General features: G+C 72.9%; 19 protein-coding genes and 1 tRNA gene. 16 read left to right on the forward strand and 4 right to left on the reverse strand.

Features of this window, described 5'->3' with window-relative positions; translation table 11 throughout:
* Window positions 1-34 precede the first annotated feature (34 nt).
* Window positions 35-925 carry a methyltransferase domain-containing protein gene (locus AB4Z14_RS02570; RefSeq protein ID WP_442273799.1) on the forward strand — a complete coding sequence of 297 codons (891 nt, stop codon included), beginning with the start codon at window positions 35-37 and terminating at the stop codon, window positions 923-925.
* 12 nt (window positions 926-937) lie between these two features.
* Here the strand turns inward: AB4Z14_RS02570 and AB4Z14_RS02575 are convergent, their stop codons facing one another.
* Entirely contained in the window at window positions 938-2,419 is a 1,482-nt protein-coding gene (locus AB4Z14_RS02575; RefSeq protein ID WP_442273800.1) for a cryptochrome/photolyase family protein, read from the reverse strand.
* Between the two features lie 586 nt (window positions 2,420-3,005).
* Between AB4Z14_RS02575 and AB4Z14_RS02580 the strand changes: the two genes are divergently transcribed.
* Window positions 3,006-4,796 carry a sigma-70 family RNA polymerase sigma factor gene (locus AB4Z14_RS02580; RefSeq protein ID WP_442273801.1) on the forward strand — a complete coding sequence of 597 codons (1,791 nt, stop codon included), beginning with the start codon at window positions 3,006-3,008 and terminating at the stop codon, window positions 4,794-4,796.
* Window positions 4,797-4,927: 131 nt separating this feature from the next.
* Here AB4Z14_RS02580 and AB4Z14_RS02585 read toward each other — a convergent pair whose 3' ends face one another.
* Entirely contained in the window at window positions 4,928-5,533 is a 606-nt protein-coding gene (locus AB4Z14_RS02585) for a TetR/AcrR family transcriptional regulator (protein WP_256793883.1), read from the reverse strand.
* A gap of 396 nt (window positions 5,534-5,929) precedes the next feature.
* On the opposite strand from AB4Z14_RS02585, the gene AB4Z14_RS02590 reads away from it, so the two are divergent.
* The 4 genes from AB4Z14_RS02590 to AB4Z14_RS02605 all read left to right on the forward strand — a co-directional run bounded on the left by AB4Z14_RS02590 (window position 5,930) and on the right by AB4Z14_RS02605 (window position 11,199).
* The gene (locus AB4Z14_RS02590; protein WP_442273802.1) at window positions 5,930-8,164 is read left to right on the forward strand and encodes a sigma-70 family RNA polymerase sigma factor; all 2,235 of its coding nucleotides are present in this window, start codon (window positions 5,930-5,932) and stop codon (window positions 8,162-8,164) included.
* A gap of 53 nt (window positions 8,165-8,217) precedes the next feature.
* Window positions 8,218-8,296: transfer RNA gene (locus AB4Z14_RS02595), tRNA-Gln, on the forward strand.
* A gap of 393 nt (window positions 8,297-8,689) precedes the next feature.
* Window positions 8,690-10,222, forward strand: coding sequence for a bifunctional UDP-N-acetylglucosamine diphosphorylase/glucosamine-1-phosphate N-acetyltransferase GlmU (gene glmU / locus AB4Z14_RS02600; RefSeq protein WP_442273803.1), 1,533 nt, complete (start codon window positions 8,690-8,692; stop codon window positions 10,220-10,222).
* Window positions 10,219-11,199 (forward strand): ribose-phosphate diphosphokinase, encoded by a 981-nt coding sequence (locus tag AB4Z14_RS02605; protein WP_056777991.1) that lies wholly within the window; start codon window positions 10,219-10,221, stop codon window positions 11,197-11,199. Before glmU ends, AB4Z14_RS02605 begins: the two co-directional genes overlap by 4 nt.
* A gap of 75 nt (window positions 11,200-11,274) precedes the next feature.
* Here AB4Z14_RS02605 and AB4Z14_RS02610 read toward each other — a convergent pair whose 3' ends face one another.
* Entirely contained in the window at window positions 11,275-11,835 is a 561-nt protein-coding gene (locus tag AB4Z14_RS02610) for a CGNR zinc finger domain-containing protein (RefSeq protein WP_442273804.1), read from the reverse strand.
* Window positions 11,836-11,944: 109 nt separating this feature from the next.
* On the opposite strand from AB4Z14_RS02610, the gene AB4Z14_RS02615 reads away from it, so the two are divergent.
* From AB4Z14_RS02615 to AB4Z14_RS02640, 6 genes are all read left to right on the forward strand, one after another.
* Window positions 11,945-12,994, forward strand: coding sequence for an EamA family transporter (locus AB4Z14_RS02615; protein ID WP_442273805.1), 1,050 nt, complete (start codon window positions 11,945-11,947; stop codon window positions 12,992-12,994).
* A 731-nt stretch (window positions 12,995-13,725) separates the two neighbouring features.
* Complete coding sequence (locus tag AB4Z14_RS02620) at window positions 13,726-14,409, forward strand: 50S ribosomal protein L25/general stress protein Ctc (protein ID WP_442273806.1); 684 nt, start codon at window positions 13,726-13,728, stop codon at window positions 14,407-14,409.
* A gap of 155 nt (window positions 14,410-14,564) precedes the next feature.
* A complete protein-coding gene (pth, locus tag AB4Z14_RS02625) occupies window positions 14,565-15,158 on the forward strand; it encodes an aminoacyl-tRNA hydrolase (RefSeq protein WP_056778006.1) in 594 nt (197 codons plus the stop codon).
* 102 nt (window positions 15,159-15,260) lie between these two features.
* Entirely contained in the window at window positions 15,261-18,941 is a 3,681-nt protein-coding gene (gene mfd / locus AB4Z14_RS02630; RefSeq protein ID WP_442273807.1) for a transcription-repair coupling factor, read from the forward strand.
* A gap of 33 nt (window positions 18,942-18,974) precedes the next feature.
* Window positions 18,975-19,550, forward strand: a complete 576-nt coding sequence (locus AB4Z14_RS02635) for a hypothetical protein (RefSeq protein ID WP_442273808.1) — start codon at window positions 18,975-18,977, stop codon at window positions 19,548-19,550.
* 19 nt (window positions 19,551-19,569) lie between these two features.
* Window positions 19,570-20,553 carry a MazG family protein gene (locus tag AB4Z14_RS02640; RefSeq protein WP_442273809.1) on the forward strand — a complete coding sequence of 328 codons (984 nt, stop codon included), beginning with the start codon at window positions 19,570-19,572 and terminating at the stop codon, window positions 20,551-20,553.
* A gap of 112 nt (window positions 20,554-20,665) precedes the next feature.
* On the opposite strand, the gene AB4Z14_RS02645 is transcribed toward AB4Z14_RS02640, so the two are convergent.
* Window positions 20,666-22,102 carry a sugar transferase gene (locus AB4Z14_RS02645; RefSeq protein WP_442273810.1) on the reverse strand — a complete coding sequence of 479 codons (1,437 nt, stop codon included), beginning with the start codon at window positions 22,100-22,102 and terminating at the stop codon, window positions 20,666-20,668.
* Between the two features lie 405 nt (window positions 22,103-22,507).
* Here AB4Z14_RS02645 and eno point away from each other — a divergent pair, with 405 nt between their 5' ends.
* The 4 genes from eno to AB4Z14_RS02665 all read left to right on the forward strand — a co-directional run bounded on the left by eno (window position 22,508) and on the right by AB4Z14_RS02665 (window position 26,191).
* Complete coding sequence (gene eno / locus AB4Z14_RS02650; RefSeq protein ID WP_020144939.1) at window positions 22,508-23,809, forward strand: phosphopyruvate hydratase; 1,302 nt, start codon at window positions 22,508-22,510, stop codon at window positions 23,807-23,809.
* Between the two features lie 379 nt (window positions 23,810-24,188).
* Window positions 24,189-24,587 carry an FtsB family cell division protein gene (locus AB4Z14_RS02655; protein WP_442273811.1) on the forward strand — a complete coding sequence of 133 codons (399 nt, stop codon included), beginning with the start codon at window positions 24,189-24,191 and terminating at the stop codon, window positions 24,585-24,587.
* Between the two features lie 61 nt (window positions 24,588-24,648).
* Window positions 24,649-25,224, forward strand: coding sequence for a DUF501 domain-containing protein (locus AB4Z14_RS02660; RefSeq protein WP_442273812.1), 576 nt, complete (start codon window positions 24,649-24,651; stop codon window positions 25,222-25,224).
* On the forward strand, window positions 25,217-26,191 hold the full coding sequence (locus AB4Z14_RS02665; RefSeq protein WP_442273813.1) for a Ppx/GppA phosphatase family protein: 975 nt from the start codon (window positions 25,217-25,219) through the stop codon (window positions 26,189-26,191). The genes AB4Z14_RS02660 and AB4Z14_RS02665 overlap by 8 nt, the downstream gene beginning before the upstream one ends.
* Window positions 26,192-26,206 lie beyond the last annotated feature (15 nt).

A 26,206-nucleotide genomic window follows, 5' to 3' on the forward strand; every position in this document is an offset into this window, starting at 1 on the left:
CAAGACTCTTGACATCGAAAGAAAGCGAGACGACATGACCGAGCCCACGACCCCGCCTGCGGCTGATCCAGCCGAGCCTGCCCCCGACCGTCCCGTCGCCCCGGGCGCTGCCGCTCGCTCGGCCGACTCCGCCTGGGACCCGCGGCAGTATGCCGTCTTCGCCGGCCACCGCGGCCGCCCCTTCGCCGACCTGCTGGCGCGCGTCGACGCCGACGATCCCGCGCTCGTCGTCGACCTCGGCTGCGGGCCCGGCGCGCTGACGCTCGGGCTCGCCCACCGCTGGCCCGGCGCACGGATCATCGGCGTCGACAGCTCTCCCGAGATGCTCGAGCGCGCCCGGGCCCTCGACGCCGACGGCCGCGTCGAGTGGGTCGAGGCGAGCGCCGAGGACTGGGACCCCGCCGGGTCCGGCGGGTCGGTCGACGTCCTCGTCACGAACGCCACGCTCCAGTGGGTCCCGAGCCACCTGCGCCTCATCCCCTCGTGGCTCGAGAGCCTCGCGCCCGGGGGCACGTTCGCCATGCAGGTCCCCGCGAACTTCGAGGCGCCGTCGCACCGCCTCATGCGCGAGGTCGCCGCGCGCCACCCCCGCGCCGACGACCTGCGCCCGGGCCTCGACCGGGCCCAGGCCGTGGCACGCCCGGAGACCTACGCCGCCCTCCTGCTCGACCGCGTCGCCGACGTCGACGTGTGGCAGACGACGTACCAGCACGTGCTCACCGCCGAGCACGACAGCCCGCACCCGGTGCTCGAGTGGGTGCGGGGCACCGGCCTGCGCCCGGTGCTCGGCGTCCTCGACGGCGACGAGCGAGACGCCTTCGTCACGGACTACGAGCGCGAGCTCGAGACGGCATACCCGCGTCGTGCGTTCGGCGTGCTCTTCCCCTTCACGCGGACCTTCGCCGTGGCCCGCGCCCCGCGCTGACGCGGCTTCGCCTCAGGGGGCTGCGTCACCGCGGTGCCGCTCCTGCGCGACGACCTCGGTGAGGTCGGCCAGGCGCTGGCGCTGCTGCAAGGGTCGGGCCATCCGGTGGTTGCCCTCGAGACGTTCGGCGTTGCGGTCGAGGTAGGCCCAGTAGCCGGCAGTGAAGGGGCAGGCGTCGTCGCCGACCCGCTTCCTGGGGTCGTAGCGACAGCTGCCGCAGTAGTCGCTCATCCGGTTGATGTAGGCGCCGCCAGCGACGTAGGGCTTCGTCGCCATCGCTCCGCCGTCGGCGTGCTGGCTCATCCCGACGACATTGGCCGGCATGACCCAGTCGTAGCCGTCGACGAACCGCGTCTGGAACCACTCGGTCAGCGCGTCGGGGTCGTAGCCGCGCTGCGCCGCCCAGTTGCCGAGCACCATGAGGCGCGGGATGTGGTGCACCCAGCCGCGGTCGCGCACGCCCGCCACCGCGTCCTGCAGGCAGGCGGCCTCGACGGCGTCGGCGTCGAGCCGCTCGAACCAGTCCGGCAGTGGCGACCGGGCCTGCAGGGCGTTGCGGCGGCGGTAGGTCGGGCCGAAGTGCCAGTAGAGGTGCCAGACGTACTCACGCCAGCCGATGACCTGGCGCACGAAGCCCTCGACCGACGCGAGAGGTGCGTCGCCGTCGCGGTAGGCCTGCACGGCGCGGTCGGCGACCTCGACCGGGTCGAGCAGTCCGAGGTTGAGTGGCACGGACAGGAGGCTGTGCGCCATGGCCCAGTCGCCGCGGAGCATCGCGTCCTCGTGCGGACCGAAGGCCCCGAGTCGGTGCGTGACGAACCGTTCGAGGGCCGCCAGGGCCTCGCGACGGGTCACGGCGAAGAGGCGTGGCCCGTCGACGCCGGTGGGTCGGACGTGGCCCTCGCGCGTCCAGCGGTCGAGGTCGTCGCGCACCTCGGCGTCGATGTCGTCCTCGCGCGGCTGGTAGGGCGCCGGCACGTCGAGCCGCTCGGCTCCCTTGGGCGCGGGCTCGCGGTTGTCCTCGTCGAACGACCACCGTCCGCCGACGGGCCGGTCGCCCTCGACGAGCAGGTCGAGCCGCTGCCGCTGGAAGCGGTAGAAGTCCTCCATCCGCAGCCGTCGCCGACCGTCGGCCCACCGGGCGAAGTCCTCGCGCGACAGGCTGTAGCCACGCGTCGGGTCGACGGACTCGACCATCCCCGAGGCGAGCAGGCGGCGCACGAGGCGCTCGGCGGCATACGACGTCGGCTCGTGGACCCGCACGGGCTCGCCCACCTCGCGCAGCGCCTCGGTGTACGTGTCGGTGCGCAGGAGCACGGCGGAGTCACCCAGCTCGGCGGCCCGGTGGCGCAGCGCCGAGAGCACGAGGTGCAGCTTCTGGCGGTGGAACGGTCGCCGCCCCAGCGCCCGACGGCTCTCGACGAGCAGGACGCCCCCGCGGCCCACGTCGAAGTGGGGGCCGAGCTGGTCGGCGAAGAGCCAGCGCCTCGTCATCGGGTCGGCGGCGTCGTCAGGGGCACGGCCCTCATCATGGCCGAGGCCGGCGACAGTGGGGGATTCGCATTCGCAGGGTTGGGCGCCGGGTCGCCGGGTAAACCGCCGGTCTCGCCGCGTTAAGGCCCCGGTCTCGTCGAGGCCGGCCGTCTCGCTCGAGGAGAAAATCTGAGTCAATTTCCGGCATTTCGGCCCATTTCGGGAAACCGTGTCATGAAATGGGTCCCGGCACGTCATACCGATGACGGCACCATAGGGGTCTCCCGCTTGGTCAGGGGAGGGAGTGACCCCTACGGGTTTGTCTTCGGTGGTGCCGCCAGGTTTCGTCCTTCCGCGTGGTTTCGTGGAGGGGATCATTCGGAAGGACGAAACCTGCCCACCGCGCGTCGAGGCAGACCCCGAAGAGGGTGCCACCGCAGGGCCCGATCCGGACTGTTTCGTCCTGATCTCGCACACGCCCGCGTTCCGACTCGACGCCCGCCCCGCCGCTTGGCAGACTGACCCGCACCGGGGCAGTAGAAGGGCGAAAGGGTTGTCGGCAGACGCGACCTTGTGGTCGAGCGAGGCATGGGCCTCGGCCCCTGACGTGTCCCTCCTCGTCCGGACCCGAGAAGGCTCGGCCGAGGCGTTCGGTGAGCTGTGGCGTCGCCACCTGCCGGCTGCGTATGCCGTCGCGGGACGTCACCGTGGCCGCTCGGCCCCGGAGGACATCGTCGCCGAGGCCGCCGCGCGCGTCCTCGCGCTGATTCGCGCCGGGAAGGGACCCGACGAGCACTTCCGGGCCTACTTCCTCTCCGCCGTGCGGTCCGTCGCCATCGACCAGGGCCGCCGCGACCTGCGGGTCGTCCCGACCGAGGCCGACGACCTCGAGGTCCTCGCCGATCCGGCCGACGACCCCTTCGAGGGCCTCGCGACCGACGACGAGGGGCTCGCCCTCGTCCGGGAGGCCTTCGCCGGGCTCTCCGAGCGCGACCAGCGCGTGCTGTGGCACACCACGGTCGAGGGCGCCGCGCCGCGCGCCGTCGCGCCGGCCCTCGGCATGACCGCCAACGCCGTCAGCGTTCGCGCCATGCGCGCCCGCGAGTCGCTCCGAGCGCTCTACCTCGACGCCCGCGCCGAGCGCGGCCTCGCCGCCGCTGACACCGACGAGTGCCGCTGGACCGTGACCCACCTCGGGGCGCTCGTCCGCGGGCGCCTGCCCAAGCGGCAGACCGAGCGCGCCGAGGCGCACGTCGCCGAGTGCCCGCACGCAGCGACCATCGCGGCCGACCTGAGGGTCATCCACGACGGCTTCCCGGCGCTCATCGTCCCGCTCGCGCTGCTGGCCGGTCTCGGCACGCCTGGATTCCTCAGTCTCCCCGCCGTCGTGGGCCTCTCCGGTGGCGCCGGAGCTGCCGGCTTCGCCGGGTTCGCCGGCGGCGCGGGTGGGCCCGCCCCGGGCGCGGGAGCCCCGGCTCCGCCTGCGCCGTCCCCCTCCTCCTCTTCATCCGCCGGGTCGGGGGTCGATGCCGTCGCCCAGGTGGCGAGCCGGGTCACCGGTCTCGTCGCCGGGCTCGCCGTCTCGGCCGGGGTCGCTGGGGCGCTGGCACTGCCCGGTGCCTCGCTCGCGGCGCCCTCGGCGACGGCCTCCCCGGTTCCGAGTGCGACGGCCTCGAGCGCCGCACCCGGGGCCCGCGCGGGAACCGGCGCCGGCGCCGTCCCGGGTGCTTCCCCACGAGCCGTCGTCACCTCACTGCCGATCTCCCCGACCGGCGTGCCCACCCGGACCATCAGCGCCTCGCCCATCCCGTCGGCGGCGACTCGGACGTCGCCGTCGTCGGGCGACGTGGCGCGTGACCCCGGCAGCACGCCCTCGACGGTCGGCGGCACCCCGGTCCCCCGAGGCGGGACGTCGGCCGAGAGCGGTGGCGCGACCCCAGCGACTCCGGCGCCCCCGACGGGCACGGCCACCGGACGGCCGACGATGCCGCCGGCCACCACGCCGCCGGCCCCGCCGACGACGAGACCCCCGTCCCCCAGCCCGACACCCCCGGCGCCGACCACGACGCCCCCGGCGCCCCAGCCGGGTGGCGTCGCGCCCACCATCACGGTCCGCCTCGTGTCCGGACGCGACCCGGCGCGGATCTCCGTACGCGTGCGCTCTCAGGTCGGGGGCTCGATGACGGTACGCATCAGCAACGCGTCGGGCGCCGGGACGCTCTCCGTGCGCAACTCCAGCTGGACGTGCGCCCAGACGAGCACGTCCGCGGTGCGGTGCGCGGGGGAGCGGGGCCAGGCGCTGCTCGAGCAGTCCGGCACCGGAGCGACCCAGGCTGTCGTCGTGCGCGTCACCGACGCCGCCGGCGACACCTGGACCGAGACCCTCCGCCCCACCTGACCCCCCCTCCTCGAGTGAGCGCCCAACCACCGTCGAGTGAGCCCGTCGTCCCATCCGTCACAGGAGGGGTGGGACGAGTGGGACGGGGCGCTCACTCGTGTGGGACGGGGCGCTCACTCGAGGTGGGTTGGTCAGCGGTGGGGGACCGTGACGAGCCGCGGCGTGCGGTCGAGGCCCGAGAGCCCGTTCCAGGCGAGGTTGACCAGGTGCGCGGCGACCTGGTCCTTCTTGAACTTGCGCCGGTCGAGCCACCACTGCCCGGTGAGGGCCACCATCCCGACGAGCATCTGCGCGTGGATCGGTGCCGACCTGGGGTCGAGGCCGCGCTGCTTGAACTCGGCGGCGAGCAGGTGCTCGACCTGCACCGCGACATCACCGAGCACGCTCGCGAACGACCCGGTCGACTGGCCCGGCGGCGAGTCCCGCACGAGGATGCGGAAGCCCGACGGGTCGCTCTCGATGTAGTCGAGCAGGGCGAGCGTGGCCCGCTCGAGCAGCACCCGCGCCCCTTCGGGCTCCTCGAGCGCCGTGCTGATGCCGCCCATCAGTGCCTGGATCTCACGGTCCACGACGACGGCGTAGAGGCCTTCCTTGCCGCCGAAGTGCTCGTAGACGACCGGCTTGGAGACGCTCGCCTTGGCAGCGACCTCCTCGACCGTCGTCGCCTCGAAACCCTTGTCGGCGAAGAGCTTGCGCCCCACGGCGATGAGCTGCTCGCGGCGTTCCGGGCCGGTCATCCGGGCGCGAGGGCGGGAGCGGTCGGCGCGGTCTGAGCGGTCGGCGGTCACGCCGCCATTGTGCCTGTCCCGGTCTCGTGGGCCGCGACGGACGAGGCCGGACCCGACTTTCTTGCCGAATCCCGTCATGAAACGGCCCCTCGACACGTCTATGTCATTGGTAGGGAGGAGGCGGTTCGCGCGTGGCGCCGTGTGGGGACACGGTCCGGGCGAGACCGCCGGTGAGGTCGATCTCGACGCGAAAGGGGCGGGCGCGGATCGACCTCACCGTCATGCCCGACGACACTTCGGCAAAGACCCCCACGGGGCGGCCGTCGTGGCGCACACTGGTGAGGCACATCTGGCGAAAGGTGCCGCAGAGTGTCAGCACACACGATGGGACCACGGTCCGACACCATGACCGGTGCGCTCGCGACGGCCGGGGTCGAGGAGTCCGATTGCGTGCTGCTCGCGCGGGCGCGCTCGGGCGACGAGGAGGCCTTCGCGGCCCTCTGGCGCAGGCACCTGCCCGCCGCCCACGCCGCCGCTACGCCGTACCGCGGCCGCGTGTCCGCCGAGGACCTGGTGGCCGAGGCCTCCGCCCGCCTCTTCCGTCTCCTGAGCGAGGGGCGGGGACCGTCGTCGAACTTCCGGGCGTACTTCGTGTCGACGGTACGCACCGTCGGCGTCGACGCGATCCGCCGGGAGATGAGCCTCGTCCCGACGTCGACGACGGACCTCGACCTGCTGCCGGGCCCCGACGAAGGACTGTCGGCCCTCAGCGCGCAGGGCGTCGACACCGACCTGGTCCGAGAGGCGTTTCTCCGGTTGAGCGAGGGTGACCGACGGCTGCTCTGGCAGACGATGGTCGAGGGCCATCCGCCGCGGGTGGTCGCTCCCGAGCTCGGTGTCTCGGCCAACGTGGCCAGTGCGCGCGCGAAGCGCGCTCGTGACGAGCTCCGGGACCGCTATCTCGACTCCTGGCTGCGGCGCCGGGTGCCGGTCTGCGACGCGAGCGACTGCCGCTGGACCCTCGACCATCTCAGCGGTCACGTCCGGGGCCGACTGACGGAGAGGCAGCGGGCGCGCGTCGAAGCGCACCTGGCCAGCTGTCCTCGCGAGTCGGGACTGGCGCGGGAGCTGCAGCGCGTCTACGACGGGTTCGGTGCCCTGACCGGTCCGCTCCTCTTCGCGGCCGGAGCGACGATGCTCGGCGGACTGCCTGCGGGGGCGTTCGCTGCTCTGGTCGGGTCCAGCACGACGGGTGCGACCACGGGAGCCACGGCCGGCGCGACCACCGGCGCGACCACGGGCGTGACCACGGGTGCCACGGCGGGTGCCGGTGCTGCGGGTGGAACGGCCGGCGCGGGTGCAGCGGGCACGAGCGCCGTCGCCTCGGTCGGCGCCGGGTCCACCGTCGGAGGCGCCGCCGCAGGCAGCGCCGGTCTCGGCGGCACGCTCACCGCGAGCGGTGCCGGCGCGACGGCATCCGGCGCGGCTGCAGGAGCGGCCCTGACCACGGGGGCGACCTCCGTGTCTGCCGCCACCGCCGCCGGCACGGCCGCCGCCGGTACCGCCACGTGCGCGGGGGCGGGCGGCGCCGTCCTCGCGGTGCCGGCCGCGGCGGGCGTGGCCGGGACCACCGCCCTCGTCTCGAGCGCGGCCATCGTCACTCCCGTCGCGGCGTTGACGGGCGGGTCGATCCTGGCCGGGACGGCGATCGGCCCACCCCTCGCCACCGCGATGGCCGGCCTCGTCGTGGGGCTCGGCCTCTCGGTCGCCCCGGCGGCGGCGCACGACCTCGGTACGACGACGACGTCGGTCGTCACCTCGGTCGACGGCGCCACGGCGGTGCTCGCCCCCGGCTCGGGGGCCGCGGCGGGCGTCGGCATGACCCCGGTCGACGTGCTCCACCTCGCCCTCCTCCCTGCGCCCGCCGACCCCGCGCCCGCCGATCCCGCGCCGACCGATCCCGCGCCGACCGATCCCGCGCCGACCGATCCCGCGCCGGTCGACCCGGCGCCCGCGGTCTCGGCGCCGTCCGATGCGACGCCCGTCGACCCAGCCCCTGCACCCCCGCCACCTGCGGACCCGGCACCTGCTGCTCCGGCACCTGTCGCTCCGGCACCCGCGGACCCCGCGCCGTCCGACCCGACACCCGTCGACCCAGCGCCTGCGCCCTCGGCACCTGCCGCTCCGGCACCCGACGCACCGGCACCGTCCGACGCGACGCCTGCCGACCCGACGCCCGTGGATCCGGCGCCCACGGCTCCGTCCGACGCGACGCCTGTCGACCCGACGCCGGTTGACCCGGCCCCTTCGGACCCGGCCCCTTCGGACCCGGCTCCATCCGACCCGATGCTCACGGATCCTGCTCCGGCTCAAGGCGATTCGGGATCCTCGACATCAGACCCTGTCTCCGCTCCGGCTGGCGGAGACTCGGCGGACCCCACGGCGACGAACGCGGCGTCCAGCCCCGCGGCCGAGAACGGCCAGCTGCTTTCGATCGGTCCAGGAGCCGACCAACCGGTCGATCCGCCGGCCGATCCGACATCCGTCGTCGCCGCCACGGCCCACGGCTCCGACGGTCCGCCGACCGGCGACCCGACGCCGGAGACGCCGACCGGCGAGGCTCACCCGGCAGGTGCATGAGTCCGCGACGGAGCGACCCGGGGTCTGCACTACCCTGTCCACGTCCACGACGATCCCCGGTTGGTCTGCCGGCAGGGCCCGCCTGACTTTGAATCAGGACAAGCGACGCAGGTTCGACTCCTGCCCGGGGAGCAGGGGCCGGTGACGGTCCTCGGACGAGCGGCGTCGCCCGACATGCGTGGGGGTTCGCGGTCGAGCGACGCCTTGGCCGCTCGGCAGGGAGTTGGTGCCAGAGCCAGCCCCGGGTCCGCCAACTTAGGGGGGGACTGACGGGCCCGTCCTCCCATGGTCGCACGGTTGGCAGAGATCGGCGCCGCCTTGCGCCCGGCACCCCACCGGCGACCTGTGCCACCCGGCATACGCCGTCGCGCGGGACGTCGATGTGAGTGGGGTCACGGCGCGCCCGTGGCCGGGGCGGCACCCTCGCTCCCCACGAGTAGCATGGCCGAGGCGCACCCCGGCGCCCGCGTGGGCCGGGGTCGTCCGCACCCGAGTGCACCCCGATCCAAAAAGGAGCTGCGCCCTGTGAGCGATCTACGGCCGACCGCCGTGATCGTCCTCGCCGCCGGTGAGGGCACACGCATGAAGTCCACGACCCCCAAGGTCCTCCACACGATCGGAGGCCGCAGTCTCGTGGCCCACGCGATCCGGGCGGCCCGGGGCACGAGCCCGCACCACCTCGCCGTCGTCGTGCGCCACGAGCGCGACCGCGTCGCCGAGCACGTGGCGCAGGTCGACCCGGAGGCGGTCGTCGCCGACCAGGACGACGTCAAGGGGACAGGGCGCGCCGTGGAGTGCGCGCTCGAGGCGCTGCCCGGCGACCTCGCCGGCACCGTCGTCGTCACCTACGGCGACGTGCCGCTGCTGACGAGCGCCACGCTCGAGGGACTCGTCGCGGCGCACCACGCGTCCGGCAGTGCCGTCACCGTCATCACGGCGACGCTCGAGGACCCCACGGGCTACGGCCGCGTCATCCGTGACGCGGAGGGCTCGGTCGTCGCGATCGTCGAGCAGAAGGACGCCGACGAGGAGCAGCGCGCGATCCGCGAGGTCAACAGTGGCCTGTACGCGTTCGACGCGGCGGTCCTGCGCGAAGCCCTCTCCGAGGTGGGCACCGACAACGCGCAGGGCGAGAAGTACCTCACGGACGTCATCGCCATCGCACGGGGGCGCGGTCTCGGGGTGCGCGCGCACCTCGTCGCCGACCTCTGGCAGACCGAGGGTGTCAACGACAAGGTGCAGCTGGCCCGTCTCGGCGCCGAGCTCAACCGCCGCACCGTCGAGCAGGCCATGCGCGACGGCGCGATCGTCATCGACCCGGCGACGACGTGGCTCGACGCCGACGTGACGATCGGGCCCGACACCGTCGTGCGCCCCGGCACGCAGATCCTCGGCGCCAGCACGATCGGCCGCGACTGCGTCATCGGTCCCGACACGACGCTGACCGACGTCGAGGTCGGTGACGGTGCGAGCGTCGTGCGGACCCAGGCCGAGCTCGCGGAGATCGGGCCCGGCGCCACCGTCGGGCCCTTCTCCTACCTGCGACCCGGGACGCGACTCGGGGCGAAGGGCAAGATCGGCGGCTTCGTCGAGACGAAGAACGCCGACATCGGCGCGGGCGCCAAGGTGCCGCACCTGACCTACTGCGGCGACGCGACGATCGGCGAGGGCGCCAACATCGGCGCCGGCACGATCTTCGCCAACTACGACGGCGTCACGAAGGGCCACACGAACGTCGGGGCGCACAGCTTCGTCGGCAGCAACTCGGTCATCGTCGCGCCCCGGACGATCGCCGACGGCGCCTACGTCGCCGCGGGATCGGCCGTCGTCAGCGACGTCGACCCGGGACAGCTCGCCGTGACCCGCGCGCAGCAGCGCAACGTCGACGGCTGGGTGGCCCGGCGCCGGGCCGGCACGAAGACGGACGAGGCCGCCCGGGCCGCGCAGGGGCAGGCCACCCCGGCGCAGACCCCCGGGCGGACCTCAGAGCAGACCTCAGAGCAGACCCCCGCGCAGACCCCCGCGCAGACCTCCGAGACGAAGGACGCCCAGCGATGAGCGGCATCAACAAGGCGACCGAGAAGCACCTCATGGTCTTCTCCGGCCGGGCCCACCCGCAGCTCGCGCAGGAGGTCGCCGCGGCCCTCGGCACCGACCTCGTCCCGACGTCGGCCTACGACTTCGCCAACGGCGAGATCTACGTCCGCTACGAGGAGTCCGTCCGCGGCTCCGACGCGTTCGTCATCCAGAGCCACACCGCTCCGATCAACGAGTGGATCATGGAGCAGCTCATCATGATCGACGCGCTGAAGCGGGCCTCCGCCAAGCGCATCACCGTCGTCCTGCCCTTCTACGGCTACGCCCGGCAGGACAAGAAGCACCGTGGCCGCGAGCCGATCTCGGCCCGCCTCATGGCCGACCTGTTCAAGACGGCCGGCGCCGACCGGCTCATGGCGATCGACCTGCACACCGCGCAGATCCAGGGCTTCTTCGACGGCCCCGTCGACCACCTCATGGCGATGCCGATCCTCGCGGACTACGTCGGCAGGAAGTACGGCCACCTCGACCTCGCCGTCGTCTCGCCCGACGCGGGGCGCATCAAGGTCGCCGAGGACTGGAGCTCACGCCTCGGCGGTGCTCCGCTCGCCTTCATCCACAAGACCCGCGACATCAACCGGCCCAACGAGGTCGTCGCCAACCGCGTCGTCGGTGAGATCAAGGGCCGCGTCTGCGTGCTCGTCGACGACATGATCGACACGGCCGGCACCATCACCAAGGCCGCCGACGCGCTCATGGACCAGGGTGCCGCGGGGGTCATCATCGCCGCGACGCACGCGATCCTCTCGGGCCCGGCCGTCGACCGCCTCAAGGCCTGCAAGGTCGAGGAGGTCATCGTCACGAACACGCTCCCGATCCCCGACGACCGCCGCTTCGACAAGCTCGAGGTCCTCTCGATCGCGCCGCTCGTCTCGATGGCGATCCGCGAGGTCTTCGAGGACGGCTCGGTGACGAGCCTCTTCGACGGCAAGGCCTGAGCGGCCACCACACGACGAGGGCGTATGCCGCCGGGACCCACCCGGCGGCATACGCCCTCCGTGCGTGACGGGTCCTCAGGCGTGCGCGGCGCGGCGGGCGCGGTAGGCGGCGGTGTGGGCGCGTGCCGCGCAGCCGCCCTCGCAGAAGCGACGCGAGCGGTTGCGGGAGAGGTCGACGACGACGTCGTCGCAGTCGGCGGCCTCGCAGACGCGCAGCCGCGCGAGCTCTCCGGCGCGCACGACGTCGATGACCGCGATCGCGGCCTCGACGGCCATCCGTCGGGCGAGCGGGGCATCGGCCGGGGTGGCGTGGACGTGCCAGCCCACGTCGTCGTGGTCGACGAGCTGGGGGACGGCACGGGCCTCGGCGAGCAGCGCGTTGACGAGGGTCACGACGCCGGCCTCGTCCTCGTCCCAGAAGCCGCGCAGCCGGGGCCGCAGCGCCCGGACCGCTGCGAGCTCAGCGGCGTCGCGGTCGAAGCGGCCGGTCCACCCCTGGCCGCGGTAGAGCGACTCGAGCTCCTCGAGGGAGGTCAGGCGGTCGGGGTCACCGTCGCCGGGGACCGAGCCCGGCATCGTGTTGACGAGGGCTGCGGCAGCGGCGAGGGCGACATCGGTGTCATGGGTGAAAAGCATGTTGACTCCTGACGGATGCGGTCGCTACCGTCATGAGTGTAATCAATTTCGGTGCTGACATGATGCTCGCTCGACGCGAGCCGGTCGGCGGGAGCGGCGAGGAACTGTCATGGCGGAGCGAGTCGTGGTCGGAGAGGCCGCGGTGGTCGGCGCCGTGGGGAGCGGCGGGACGGACGGGGCTGCGGTGCCGCTGTCGCGGCAGGCCCGCCACCCGCTCGTCGGCCTCGGGGTCGCCCTCGCGTCGGCCGCGGCCTTCGCGACGTCCGGTGCCTTCGGCAAGTCGCTGCTCGTCGGTGGCTGGTCGCCCGGTGCCGTCGTGACGATGCGCATCACCCTGGCCGCCGTCGTCCTCCTCGGCCCTGCCCTGTGGTCGCTGCGCGGCCGGTGGGCGGCGCTGCGCCGCAACGGCTGGGTCGTCGTCGGCTACGGCCTCACCGGTGTCGCCGGCTGCCAGCTCGCGTACTTCAACGCCGTGACGCACCTGTCGGTCGGGGTGGCCCTGCTGCTCGAGTACCTCGCCCCGGTGCTCATCGTCGGCTGGCTCTGGCTGCGCCACCGGCAGGCACCGCGCCGCCTCACGCTCGCCGGGGTGGCGCTCGCCGTGGCCGGGCTGCTCCTCGTCCTCGACGTCGTGGGCGGGGGCGCGAGCATCAGCGTCGTCGGGGTGCTCTGGGGGCTCGGTGCTGCCGTCTGCCTCGTGCTCTACTTCCTGCTCGCCGACCACGTCGACGACGACGTGCCGCCGCTCGCCCTCGCCGGCGGTGGCCTCGTGGTGGGTGCGGCGTCGCTCGGCCTCGCGGGGCTGGTCGGCGTGCTCGACATGTCCCAGGGGGCGGCACGCGTGCCGCTCGGCGGCGTCGTCGTCGACTGGTGGGTGCCGGTCCTCGTCATCGCGATCGTCGCCGCCGCCTTCGCCTACGTCACCGGCATCGCGGCCGTGCGGATGCTCGGGCCCAAGGTGGCCTCCTTCGTGGCTCTGACCGAGGTGCTCTTCGCGGTGCTCTTCGCGTGGCTCGTCCTGGCCGAGCTGCCGACGCCGGTCCAGCTCGTCGGCGGACTGCTCATCGTCGGCGGCCTCGTGGCGGTCCGTGCGGACGAGTCCCGCGGCCCCGGCCTCGTCGTCGACGAGCCCGTCACCGGGCCGGCCGCGCGGCCCTAGCCTCCCACCCCCGCGCTCCGCTCGGTCCAGGGCGCCGGGTCCGCCGGTGCGCCCTGGAGCGACCGCAGGCGGTGACGTCGCGACGACCGGTGGCGTGCTCCGGGCCACGTCGTGCTCCGGCTCCGATGCGCACCTGGCCCTCGGCGACCTCTCCTGCGGCTCCCCGGGCGGGGAGAGCGCGTGGTGCTCCTTCGTGACCTCGCGCGTCGGCACGTCGTTCCCCTTCGAGCCGCTCTCCGGCAACCACGAGAGCAACGGCACCAACGCAAGCGCGTCGACCTCGTGCTGTCCGGTGAGAAGCACCTCTACCAGCGCACGAAGCAGCTGCGCGAGGGCACGGGGTGCGCGCGCGTCGCCGTCGGGTCGTACTCGCCGGCGTGCGTCGTGCGTCGTGCGCGGAGGGGGGCAGCTTCACGCACTCCTGGGTGCTCCGGCGTACGCCCTCCCTGTGACCCGTGGACGTCCGTGGATCGTGGATTTCACCGCCCGGGCGTCCGTCCCGTAAGATCGAGCAGTTGCCTCGGCGAGGGACGGTGCACGGCTGCCACGGCAGGGCGTGACGAGGTCCGTGATCGACGCGGTGGCCTGACGTGGAGCACTTCATGGTCGGGTTCGCCTCTGCGTGCGGCCCTGAACGACCGTCCCGCTCCGTCACTGCCGAAAACCGCGCGTCGTCCCGCGTCGAGGCCGACCACAGAGACCGCCTCATCCGAGATACCCAGGAGACCCCCGTGTCCGACAACACCAAGCTCGTCGCCGAGAAGCGCACCGACTTCGGCAAGGGCGCCGCCCGCAAGATCCGCCGCGCCGGCAACATCCCCGCCGTCATGTACGGCCACGGCACCGAGCCCGTGCACATCTCGCTGCCCGGCCACGACACGATGATGGCCCTCAAGCAGGCCAACGCGCTGCTGACGATCGTCGTCGACGGCAAGGAGCAGCTCGCTCTCGCCAAGGACGTTCAGCGCGACGCCATCAAGCCGGTCATCGACCACGTCGACCTCGTCGTCGTCCGCAAGGGCGAGAAGGTCACCGTCGACGTCGCCGTGCACCTCGAGGGCGAGGCCGCTCCCGAGACGGTCGTCACGCTCGACCACAACACGCTCCAGGTCGAGGCGCTCGCCACGAACATCCCCGAGAACGTCGTCGTCTCCGTCGAGGGCCTCGAGGCCGGCACGCAGATCCTCGCCGGCGCCGTCGAGCTGCCCGAGGGCGCGACCCTCGTCACCGACGAGGAGGCTCTCGTCGTCAACGTGACGCAGGCCATCTCCGCCGAGGCCCTCGAGGCCGAGCTCGCCGAGGCCGAGGCCGAGGCCGGCATCGAGCGCGAGGAGTCCGACGAGGAGGCCGCCGAGGCCGCCGAGGGCGAGTCCGCCGAGGGCGACGACGCCAAGGCCGAGGGCGACGAGGCCTGAGCGTCCGCTCCCTTCCGTGGCGCCGCGCGCCACACCACGCGTCCACGGGTCCCGCCCGAGCTCCGGCTCGGCGGGGCCCGTGCCCGCACCACCAGCACGACCGCCCCTGACCCGCGGGCTCGTCGCCCACCCAGCACCCCCCGATCGAGGACCGCATGGACACCTGGCTCGTCGTCGGACTCGGCAACCCCGGGCCCGGATACGCCGGCAACCGGCACAACGTCGGCGCCATGACGGTCGAGGAGGTCGCCGGTCGGGCGACGGGTGGTCGGGCCACGTTCAAGGCGCACAAGGCCGCCCGGGCCCGCGTCGCCGAGGCGCGCCTGCGGGTCGGCGGCCCCAAGGTGGTCCTCGCCGTCCCCTCGATGTTCATGAACGAGTCGGGGTCGGCCGTCGCGGGGCTCGCGAAGTACTACGACGTGCCCACCGACCACATCGTCGTGCTGCACGACGAGCTCGACATCGACGCGGGCCTCGTCCGGCTCAAGCAGGGTGGCGGTGAGGGCGGCCACAACGGGCTGCGCTCCATCTCGCGCTCGCTCGGGACCCGTGACTACCTTCGCGTGCGCCTGGGCATCGGGCGCCCGCCCGGCCGCCAGGACCCGGCCGACTTCGTGCTCAAGGACTTCTCCAAGGCCGAGCGCACCGAGGTGCTGCCGTTCCTCGTCGACGAGGGGGCCGACGCCGTCGAGGCGCTCATCGAGGTCGGGCTGCTCGACGCCCAGCAGCGCTTCCACGCACCACGCTGACGGCCCGTGACCGTCGGGCCCGCGGCCCCTTCGACCCCCACCGAGCGGGCGCCCGCACCGGCCTCACGGCTGTCGCCGCACCGACCTAGACTGGAGGACCTGATGCCGCACCCACTGCTGTCCGCCTTCAGGGCGATTCCCGATGTCCGCCACGTCCTCGACCAGGTGGGGCGGGCCCGTCTCGTCGACGTCTCCGCGAGCGACGGCACCCGGCCGTTCCTCGTCGCCGCGCTGGCCCAGCGCGCCGACGGGTCCGCAGCCGCGTCGACCGACCCGGCGGCCACCGAGCCCGCCCCTCTCGTCGTCGTCACGGCGACGACGCGCGAGGCCGACGACCTCGCGAGCGCCCTGGGCCTCTTCCTCCCTGCAGACCGCATCGCCGTCTTCCCGTCGTGGGAGACCCTGCCGCACGAGCGCCTCTCGCCCCGGAGCGACACCGTGGGCCGGCGACTGGCCGTGCTGCGACGGCTCGCGCACCCCGATCCCGACGACCCGGCATACGGTCCGCTCTCGGTCGTGGTGGCACCCGTCCGCGCCGTCCTCCAGCCCCTGACCAAGGGGCTCGGCGACCTCGTGCCCGTCGCGCTGCGTGCCGGCGACGAGCGCCCTCTCGAGGACGTCGTCGACGCCCTCGTCGGCGCCGCCTACACCCGCACCGACCTCGTCGAGCGACGCGGCGAGTTCGCCGTGCGCGGCGGCATCCTCGACGTCTTCCCGCCCACCGAGGAGCACCCGGTCCGCATCGAGTTCTGGGGCGACACCGTCGAGGAGGTCCGCTGGTTCAAGGTCGCCGACCAGCGCTCCCTCGAGATCGCCGACCACGGGCTCTGGGCCCCGCCCTGCCGCGAGCTGCTGCTCACCGACGACGTGCGCGCCCGAGCCCGGGCCCTCGCCGACCAGCTGCCCGGTGTCGCCGAGATGCTGTCCAAGGTCGCCGAGGGCATCGCCGTCGAGGGCATGGAGTCCCTCGCCCCGGCGCTCGTCGACGGCATGGAGTCGGTGCTCGACGTCCTGCCCGAGCACTCGATCGTGCTGCTCGCCGACCCCGAGCGGGTCCGCCGCCGCGCCCACGACCTCGTCGCGACGAGCGAGGAGTTCCTCGAGGCGAGCTGGGCCAACGCCGCCGCCGGCAACCAGGTGCCCGTCGACCTCCAGTCGCTGCTCGGCAGTGCGTCCTACTGGTCGCTCGCCGACGTCCGTGCCCTCGCCGAGCGGTCCGGTCGACCCTGGTGGACGCTGACGCCCTTCGCGGCCGACGCCGACCTCGTCATCGAGGACGACGACGTCGACGAGCGCCTCGCCGTGCGCACCACCGACCCCGAGGCCTTCCGCGGCGACACCGACCGCGCCGTCGAGCACCTGCGCGAGCGGGTCGCCGACGGCTGGACCGTCGCCGTCGTCACCGAGGGCCCCGGCCTCGCCAAGCGCGTTGCCGAGGTGCTGGGCGAGCACGAGGTCGCCGTGCGTCCCCTCGACACCACCCGCGACGACGCGCTCGAGCCGGGCTGGGTCCACGTCACGACCGCCACGCTCGGCCGCGGCTTCGTCCACGAGGGCGCCCGCGTCGAGGTGCTCACCGAGACCGACCTCACCGGGCAGCCCGGCAGCGGCACGTCCACCAAGGACATGCGTCGTATGCCGTCGCGGCGCCGCAACCAGGTCGACCCGCTGCAGCTGCGCCCCGGGGACCACGTCGTCCACGAGCAGCACGGTGTCGGCCGCTTCGTCGAGATGATGCAGCGCACCGTCGCCGGCGCGACCCGCGAGTACCTCGTCATCGAGTACGCCCCGGGCAAGCGGGGCCAGCCCGGTGACCGTCTCTTCGTCCCCACCGACCAGCTCGACCAGGTGACGAAGTACGTCGGTGGCGAGGAGCCCACCCTCAACAAGATGGGTGGCTCCGACTGGTCCAGGACGAAGTCGCGGGCCAAGCGCTACGTCAAGCAGATCGCGGCCGACCTCATCCGTCTCTACAGCGCCCGCCAGGCCACGAAGGGACACGCCTTCGCGCCCGACACCCCGTGGCAGCGCGAGCTCGAGGACGCCTTCGCCTACGTCGAGACCCCCGACCAGCTGATCAGCATCGACGAGGTCAAGGCCGACATGGAGAAGCAGGTCCCGATGGACCGGCTCATCTGCGGCGACGTCGGCTACGGCAAGACCGAGATCGCCGTTCGCGCGGCGTTCAAGGCCATCCAGGACGGCAAGCAGGTCGCGGTCCTCGTGCCGACGACCCTGCTCGTGAGCCAGCACCAGCAGACCTTCGCCGAGCGTTACTCGCAGTTCCCGGTCAAGGTCGCCTCCCTCTCTCGCTTCCAGAGCGACAAGGAGGCCAAGGACGTCATGGCCGGGATGGCCGACGGCACCATCGACCTCGTCATCGGCACGCACCGCCTGCTCGCCAAGGACGTCACGTTCAAGGACCTCGGGCTCGTCATCATCGACGAGGAGCAGCGCTTCGGCGTCGAGCACAAGGAGCTGCTCAAGACGATGCGCACGGCCGTCGACGTCCTGTCGATGTCGGCCACGCCCATCCCGCGCACGCTCGAGATGGCCGTCACCGGCATCCGCGAGATGTCCACGCTCGCAACGCCGCCCGAGGAGCGCCACCCGGTGCTGACCTTCGTCGGCGCCTACGACGAGAAGCAGATCACGGCGGCGGTGCGCCGCGAGCTGCTGCGCGAGGGCCAGGTCTTCTTCGTGCACAACAAGGTGAGCAGCATCGAGAGGGCGGCGGCACGCCTGCGTGAGCTCGTCCCCGAGGCGCGCATCGCCACCGCGCACGGCCAGATGGGCGAGCACAAGCTCGAGCAGGTCGTCGAGGACTTCTGGGAGAAGCGCTTCGACGTGCTCGTCTGCACGACGATCGTCGAGACCGGCCTCGACATCTCCAACGCCAACACCCTCATCGTCGAGCGCTCGGACGTCCTCGGCCTGTCCCAGCTGCACCAGCTGCGCGGTCGCGTCGGCCGTGGCCGCGAGCGGGCCTACGCCTACTTCCTCTACCCGCCCGAGAAGCCGATGACCGAGACGGCGCACGACCGTCTGCGCACCATCGCCAGCAACACCGACCTCGGCTCGGGCATGGCCGTGGCCATGAAGGACCTCGAGATCCGCGGCGCCGGCAACCTGCTGGGCGGCGAGCAGTCCGGACACATCCAGGGCGTCGGGTTCGACCTCTACGTGCGCCTCATCGGCGAGGCCGTGTCCGACTTCCGCGGCGACGCCGTCGACCTGCCGGCCGAGATCAAGATCGAGCTGCCCGTCGACGCGCACCTGCCGCACGACTACGTGCCGGGGGAGCGGCTGCGTCTCGAGGCGTACAAGAAGCTCGCGACGGTCGAGACGTTCGAGGCCGTCGACGAGATCGAGGCCGAGCTGCGCGACCGCTACGGCGCACCGCCGAAGCCCGTCGAGAACCTCCTCGAGGTCGCGCGGCTGCGCGTCGTGGCCCGCGAGGCGCGCATCGGTGACATCGGCGTGCAGGGCAAGGTCGTGCGCTTCGGCCCGGTCAAGGACCTCCGCGAGAGCCAACAGCTGCGGCTCATGCGCCTCTACCCGGGCACGCTCGTCAAGGACGCCCTCGGCACCATCCTCGTCCCGGCTCCGATGACGGCCCGGGTGGGCGGCAAGCCGCTCCGCGACGTCGAGGTGCTGACGTGGGCGCGGCAGCTCATCACGGCCGTCCTGCTCGACGACATCGCCGCCGCGTCGGGAGCCGCGGCCAGGGCCTCGGCGGGCGCTTCGTCGGGCGCGGCGAAAACCCGCGTGGCAGCACCGTAGGATGTCAGACGCATCCGCCAGAGGAGGAAATCAGTGAAGGCTTGGTCTGCTCAACCCGCGAAGCGCGTGGCCGTCGTCGGCATCGCCGCGCTCGGCGCCGTGTCGCTGCTCGGCGGGTGCGGTTTCGAGACGCGCCAGCAGGCCGCCGCCGTCGTCAACGGCGAGGTCATCCACGAGTCCGACGTGCGTGAGACGTACGACCAGCTCAAGGCGGCCAAGCTCGACTTCGCCGAGAACATCGTCGTCACCGCCCTCGTCGCGGCGCCGCTGCTCAAGGACGTCGTCGGCAAGTCCGGCAGCTGGAAGCCCGACGAGACGTACGCCTCGGTCATCTCCTCCATCCCCGACGCCACCGACACGACGAAGGAATTCGTCGCGGCGGTCGCCCTCATCCAGTCGCAGAAGATGACACCCGCCGACGTCGCCGCCTACCGCGCGGACCTCAAGAAGGCCGACATCAGCGTCAACCCCAAGTACGGCTCCGTCGTGCAGTCTGCCGAGGGGCCCGTCTACTTCACCATCGGTCAGCAGACGCCCAACTGGGTCAAGCCGGGCGGCAACACCGCCCCGGCCACCGCCCCCGCCCCGGCCCCGGCCCCGGCCCAGTAGACCTCCGCAGCCCTGCGTCGTGACCGCCCGCGTCGTCCTGCTCGTCACAACCCCACGCATCGCCCCGGGTCTGCTGACCCGTGAGGCGTGGCAGAGCCTCGAGCGGGCGTATGCCGTGTGGGGCCGTCCCGACGAGCCGCAGGTCGCCGCGCTCGTCGAGGCCGGCATCGCGGTGCGTCCCCGCGAGGACGGTCACCCGGCCGACCTCGCGCGCGACCTCGTCACCGCCTCCGAGGTGGGTGACGTCGTGTGGGTCGGCTCGTCCGACGGTGACCCCGGCCTCAGCGACGCCGTGGCGGTCGAGGTGACCCGGCTGCCCGAGCCACCCGAGGTCGAGCTGCTCATCGGTTCGTTCGACGTGCCCGGTGCCCGGCTTCTCGACGTCGTCGCCGTCATGGACCGGCTCCGGTCGCCCGGTGGCTGCCCCTGGGACGCGAAGCAGACCCACGACTCGCTCGTGCCGTACCTCCTCGAGGAGGCGCACGAGGCCATCGAGGCCATCGAGAGCGGCGATCCGTCGCACATGCAGGAGGAGCTCGGCGACCTGCTGCTGCAGATCGCGTTCCAGTCCCGCGTGGCGCAGGAGCACCCGAGCGAGCCGTTCGACATCGACGACGTCGCCGGCGGTCTCGTCGACAAGCTCGTCCGGCGACACCCGCACGTCTTCGCCGAGGTCGAGGCCGACACGGCCGACGCCGTCGAGGCCAACTGGGAGTCGATCAAGGCCGACGAGAAGCAGCACCGCACCCACCCGGTCGAGGGCGTCCCGAGCTCGCTGCCGGCCCTCGCCCGGGCCGAGAAGTACGTCTCCCGGCTGCGTCGCGCGGGCCGCGAGGACCTCGTCGACGCCGCCGTCGCCGGCGGGGGGCTCGGTGCGCAGCTGCTCGACCTCGTCCGCACGGCACGGGCCGAGGGCATGGACGCGGAGGCCGCCCTCCGCGAGACCCTGCGCGCTCTGGAGGCCGCGAGCGCGGCCAGCACGCACCCCGACGCCGACGCCTGAGCCGGCCGGACGGCATACGCCCTCGGGGTCGTGCCGGCCCAAGCGGGACGAATGGTGAGGGCCACGTCACCGGGGTGCGGTGGCGCGGCCCTCACCGGGCTGAGGATGCGTGTCAGTAGGCACCGCGCGAGGCGAAGACGGCGTGGATGGTCTTGGCCATGATGGACAGGTCCTGGACGATGGACCAGTTGTCGACGTAGTAGAGGTCGAGGCGCACGGTGTCCTCCCAGGACAGGTCGCTGCGTCCGGAGACCTGCCAGAGGCCGGTCACGCCGGGTCTGACGTGGAGGCGGCGCTGGACGTCGGGCACGTAGCGACGGACCTCGGCCGGGAGGGCGGGTCGGGGGCCGACGAGGCTCATGTCGCCGTTGACGACGTTGATCAGCTGGGGCAGCTCGTCGATGGAGTAGCGGCGGATGAACGCGCCGACCCGGGTGATGCGCGGGTCGGCCTGGGCCTTGAAGAGGACGCCGTCGGCGTTCTGGTTCAGGTGCGAGATGCCGGAGAGCTTGGCCTCGGCGTCGATGACCATGCTGCGGAACTTGAGGCACTCGAAGAGCTCGCCGTCGCGGCCGACGCGGGTCTGCCGGAAGAGGATCGGTCCGCCGTCCTGGAGCTTGGTGGCGATCGCGACGAGGATCATCAGGGGCGCCGCGACGAGCAGCAGGAGCGTCGCTCCGGCGAAGTCGAAGGCGCGCTTGAGGCCACGTGAGGCGCCCAGGCTCTGCGGCTGCTCGACGTGGACGAGGGGCAGTCCGCCGACCGGGCGCATCGCCATCCGCCCCGAGCTGATGTCGCTGAGGCTGGGGACGACCGCCATCTGCACGTGGTGGCCCTCGAGGTCCCACGCGATGCGGCGGAAGTCGACGGCCGAGGGGAACGCGCCCTCGGTGAAGACGACCATGTCGGCCTTCTCGGCGATGACCGACTCCGCGGTCTGCCCGGTGTTCCCGACGACCGGCACCCCGCGCGGGGTCGCCGCGGTCGGGTGCGACGAGGGCGTCAGCGCGCCGACGATGCGGTAGCCGAGCCACGTCTCGCGCTCGAGCACCGCGGCGACGTCGTCGACGTGTGAGGCCGAGCCCGAGATGAGCACCCGGGTCAGCAGGTGGCCGTGGGCGTGGGCCCGGTGGACGAGCCGGCGGGCGTACCACCGCCAGAGCAGCACGAGCGGGACCCCGATCGCGAAGATCAGCACGAAGAAGCCTCGCGAGAGGTTGAACTTCGTCAGGTAGCTGAGGATCCCGATGGCCCCGGCCGTGAGGCCGGCCGCGCTGCACACCCGGGCGTACTCGATCGTGCCCACCCCCAGGTGGCTGCTCGTGTACGTCCCGAGCGCGAGGTTGGCGACCATCCACGCGGCGACGATCCACAGGCCGACCGACTGGGCGACCTGGTTGACGTCGTTCGCGGCGTTGAAGACGTCGAGACTCGTGCGTCCGACGGCCGCCAGCGCCGTCGCCGCCGTGATGATGACCAGGTCACCACCGGCGATCCCGAGCTGCAGCAGACGCTGCCCCCGGCCCCTCTCGCTGAGCGGCTGCGTCACCGGACGCGCGCTCACATTCAGTAGAACAACCCCCGACTCGCGCATGGGTTGACCCATGACAACACCCCACCCCCGGCACCCACTGGTGCCCTATTCACGACCAGCTCCACCCCCCCGGATGGCTAGTTGTGAGTATGCCTTCTCCCGGTCAGCCTTTGGTAAGGAAGTAGTAAAAATGTTTGGGCGGAAGGACCCCGGTTTGTCCCCGTGCCCGATACGTCCCGGTCTGCCCCACGTGCCCTTCCACCTGCCCGTATGCCGGGTCGCTCCACCGGCCCGGAGACCCCACGGGCTAGGCTCGTCCCCAGCACCTGTGCTCGGTGCGCGGGGGTTCGCAGCGCTGCGACTCGTCCGCGCCGAGCACCCCATGAGCACCCATGAGCAGCACCAGCACAGGAGAGCCAAGTGGCCAGCATTGAGGAGATTGGCGCCCGCGAGATCCTGGACTCGCGCGGCAACCCCACCGTCGAGGTCGAGATCCGTCTCGACGACGGCACGTTCGCTCGCGCGGCCGTCCCGTCGGGCGCCTCGACCGGGGCCTTCGAGGCGTCCGAGCGGCGTGACGGCGACAAGGGCCGCTACCTCGGCAAGGGCGTCGAGCAGGCCGTCGACGCGGTCATCGAGGAGATCAACCCGCGGCTCGTCGGCTTCGACGCGAGCGAGCAGCGCCTCATCGACGCCGAGATGATGGCGCTCGACGGCTCCGCCAACAAGGAGAACCTCGGCGCCAACGCGATCCTCGGCGTCTCGCTCGCCGTCGCGCACGCCGCCGCCGAGTCGGCCGGCCTGCCGCTCTTCCGCTACGTCGGTGGCCCGAACGCCCACGTGCTCCCGGTCCCGATGATGAACATCCTCAACGGTGGGTCGCACGCCGACTCCAACGTCGACATCCAGGAGTTCATGATCGCGCCCGTGGGCGCGCCCACCTTCCGCGAGGCCGTGCGCTGGGGCGCCGAGGTCTACCACGCGCTCAAGAAGGTCCTGCACGAGCGCGGTCTCGCGACCGGCCTCGGCGACGAGGGCGGCTTCGCCCCGAACCTCGAGTCCAACCGTGCCGCCCTCGACCTCATCCTCGAGGCGATCAAGGCCGCCGGCTACGAGCCGGGCCGTGACATCGCCCTCGCGCTCGACGTCGCGGCGTCCGAGTTCTTCGAGGACGGCTCCTACGCCTTCGAGGGCGCGAGCAAGTCGGCCGACGAGATGATCGCATACTACGCCGAGCTCGTCGAGGCCTACCCGCTCGTCTCCATCGAGGACCCCCTCAACGAGGAGGACTGGGACGGCTGGAAGTCCATGACCGACCTGCTCGGCTCCAAGGTGCAGATCGTCGGCGACGACCTCTTCGTCACCAACCCCGAGCGACTCGGGCGAGGCATCTCGACCGGCACGGCCAACGCGCTGCTCGTCAAGGTCAACCAGATCGGCACGCTCACCGAGACGCTCGACGCCGTGACGCTGGCGCAGAGCAACGGCTACCGCTGCATGATGAGCCACCGTTCCGGTGAGACCGAGGACGTCACGATCGCCGACCTCGCCGTCGCCACCAACTGCGGCCAGATCAAGACCGGTGCCCCGGCCCGCTCCGAGCGCGTCGCGAAGTACAACCAGCTGCTGCGCATCGAGGAGGAGCTCGACGACGCCGCCGTCTACGCCGGCACGGGCGCCTTCCCGCGCTTCGACGCGAGCCGCTTCGGCGCCGAGGGCTGACCTCGTGGCCGACCGCACGCCGTCCCGCCCGGGCCGCCCGTCGTCGACGGGCCGCTCGGGTGGTGGCGCGCGACCGGCCTCCCCCCGGCAGGCCCCCGGCGCGAAGCCCGGTCCGAAGCCCGGTCCGAAGCCCGGTCCGAAGGCCACGTCGAAGCCGGGGGCCGGTACCGGGACGTCGGGGTCGACGTCCACCGGTCGCCCGTCCTCGGCCCGATCGACCAGCCGTGCGGGCGCGAGCCGCTCGTCAGCCACCCGGCCGGGTCAGTCCCGTCCGGGGGCTGCGCGCGCGAGCCGTCCCGGAGCCGGCAAGGAGCGCCCGGCCCTGGCGGCCCGGCCCCGCACCCCGCAGACGGCCCCGCCGTCGGCCTCGACGGCCTGGGTGCGCGGTGCCATCCTGCTCGGCATCCTCGTCATGCTCGCCGTGACCATCGTGCCCACCCTCCGATCCCTCGTCCAGCAGCGGGGCGACGCCGCGGCCATGCAGGACAAGGTCGCCGCCCAGCGGGACACCGTGGCCCGGCTCGAGCGCGAGGCGGCGCTGTGGAAGGACCCCGCCTACATCGAGGTCCAGGCCCGCGAACGCCTCAAGTTCGTGCGGGTCGGCGACCGCGCCTACACCGTCATCGACCCGTCGACCAACGAGGCGAGCGCTCCCGCTGCGGAGCGCCCCGTCGTCGCCGCGCCCATGGCCAACGCCGCATCGCCGTGGTACGGCAAGGTGTGGCAGTCCATCCAGATCGCCGACCGACCCACCGCCGGGGTCAACCGCCCCAAGTGACCTCGTCGTCACCCACGGCACCCCCCCCGGCGCCCATGAGAGCCCGAGAAGTGAGTCCCGCGTGAGCGACCCCTCCCGTCCGTCCGCACCGGCCGCCGCCGGCGCCCACCACGTCGAGGTCGCCGACCTCGACGCCGTCGAGCGCCAGCTCGGTCGCCGCCCGCGCGGCGTGGCCGAGGTGGCCCACCGCTGCCCGTGCGGGGAGCCCGACGTCCTGCGCACCGAACCCCGCCTGCCCGACGGCACTCCGTTCCCGACGACGTACTACGCGACGTGCCCGCGCCTCACCGGCGCGGTGAGCACCCTCGAGACGGCCGGGGTCATGAAGGAGATGACCGAGCGGCTCGCCCACGACGAGGAGCTCGCCGCCGCCTACGCGAGGGCGCACGAGCACTACCTCGCGCAGCGGGCCGAGCTCGGAGACGTGCCCGAGATCCACGGCATCTCGGCCGGTGGCATGCCGACCCGCGTCAAGTGCCTCCATGTCCTCGTCGGACACTCCCTGGCGGCCGGTCCGGGCGTCAACCCGCTCGGCGACGAGGCCCTCGCGATGCTCGACGACTGGTGGCTGCCGACGTCGTGCGCGGCCCTGCACGCGGCCGAGGACGCCGGCGTCGAGGGAGCCCCCGGTGAGTGACCGGATCGTCCGCGTCGGCGCGATCGACTGCGGCACCAACTCGATCCGTCTGCTCGTCGCCGACGTCGACCCGCTGACGCAGGCGCTCACCGACGTGCTGCGCCGGATGGAGATCGTCCGCCTCGGCCACGGCGTGGACCGCACCGGTGTCATCGCCCCCGAGTCGATGGAGCGCACGCTCGCCGTCACGCGGGAGTATGCCGCCTCGTGCCGTGAGCTGGGCGCCGTGCACGTGCGCTTCGTCGCCACCTCGGCGTCCCGCGACGCGCGCAACGCCTCGGACTTCATCGAAGGTGTGCGCGCGGCCTTCGTCGATCAGTACGGCTCCGAGGTCTCGCCGGAGGTCGTCTCCGGTGACGAGGAGGCCGCACTGTCGTTCGCCGGCGCCACGGGTGGCCTGGCGGCCCAAGGTGTCCTCGGTCCTTACCTCGTCGTCGACCTCGGCGGCGGCTCGACCGAGCTCGTCCGCGGCACCGACCACGTCGAGGCCGCACGCTCCGTCGACATCGGCTGCGTCCGGATGACCGAGCGACACCTCGTGGCCGACCCCGCCACCGACGACGAGGTCGCCGCTGCCACCCGGGACATCGACGCCGCACTGGACGTCGCGGAGTCCGTCGTCCCGCTCGAGGGCGTCGCGACGCTCGTCGGTCTGGCCGGCAGCGTCACGACGATCACGGCGCACCTGCTGCGCCTGCCGGCATACGACGCCGTGCGGATCCACCTGGCCCGCTCCACCCCGGCCGACATGGTCGCCGCCTGCGACGACCTGCTGGCGATGCCGCGCGCGCGGCGCGCCGAGCTGCCCTACATGCACCCGGGACGCGTCGACGTCATCGGCGCCGGTGCGCTCGTGTGGCGCCGCATCGTCGAGCGGGTCGTCGACCGTGCAGGCGTCACCGAGGTCGTCACGTCCGAGCACGACATCCTCGACGGCATCGCCCTCAGCGCAGCCCGGCGCGGCTGACCGACGCCTGACCGG

It is taken from the genome of Terrabacter sp. 2TAF16, from assembly GCF_052115065.1.
In the GTDB taxonomy this organism is placed as follows: Bacteria; Actinomycetota; Actinomycetes; order Actinomycetales; family Dermatophilaceae; genus Terrabacter.

Coding starts and splice junctions, on each gene's coding strand:
- AB4Z14_RS02570 (WP_442273799.1), top strand. CDS start 35: ATGACCGAGCCCACGACCCCGCCTGCGGCTGATCCAGCCGAGCCTGCC.
- AB4Z14_RS02575 (WP_442273800.1), bottom strand. CDS start 2,419: ATGACGAGGCGCTGGCTCTTCGCCGACCAGCTCGGCCCCCACTTCGAC.
- AB4Z14_RS02585 (WP_256793883.1), bottom strand. CDS start 5,533: ATGACCGGCCCGGAACGCCGCGAGCAGCTCATCGCCGTGGGGCGCAAG.
- AB4Z14_RS02590 (WP_442273802.1), top strand. CDS start 5,930: ATGACCGGTGCGCTCGCGACGGCCGGGGTCGAGGAGTCCGATTGCGTG.
- AB4Z14_RS02605 (WP_056777991.1), top strand. CDS start 10,219: ATGAGCGGCATCAACAAGGCGACCGAGAAGCACCTCATGGTCTTCTCC.
- AB4Z14_RS02610 (WP_442273804.1), bottom strand. CDS start 11,835: ATGCTTTTCACCCATGACACCGATGTCGCCCTCGCCGCTGCCGCAGCC.
- AB4Z14_RS02615 (WP_442273805.1), top strand. CDS start 11,945: ATGGCGGAGCGAGTCGTGGTCGGAGAGGCCGCGGTGGTCGGCGCCGTG.
- pth (WP_056778006.1), top strand. CDS start 14,565: ATGGACACCTGGCTCGTCGTCGGACTCGGCAACCCCGGGCCCGGATAC.
- mfd (WP_442273807.1), top strand. CDS start 15,261: ATGCCGCACCCACTGCTGTCCGCCTTCAGGGCGATTCCCGATGTCCGC.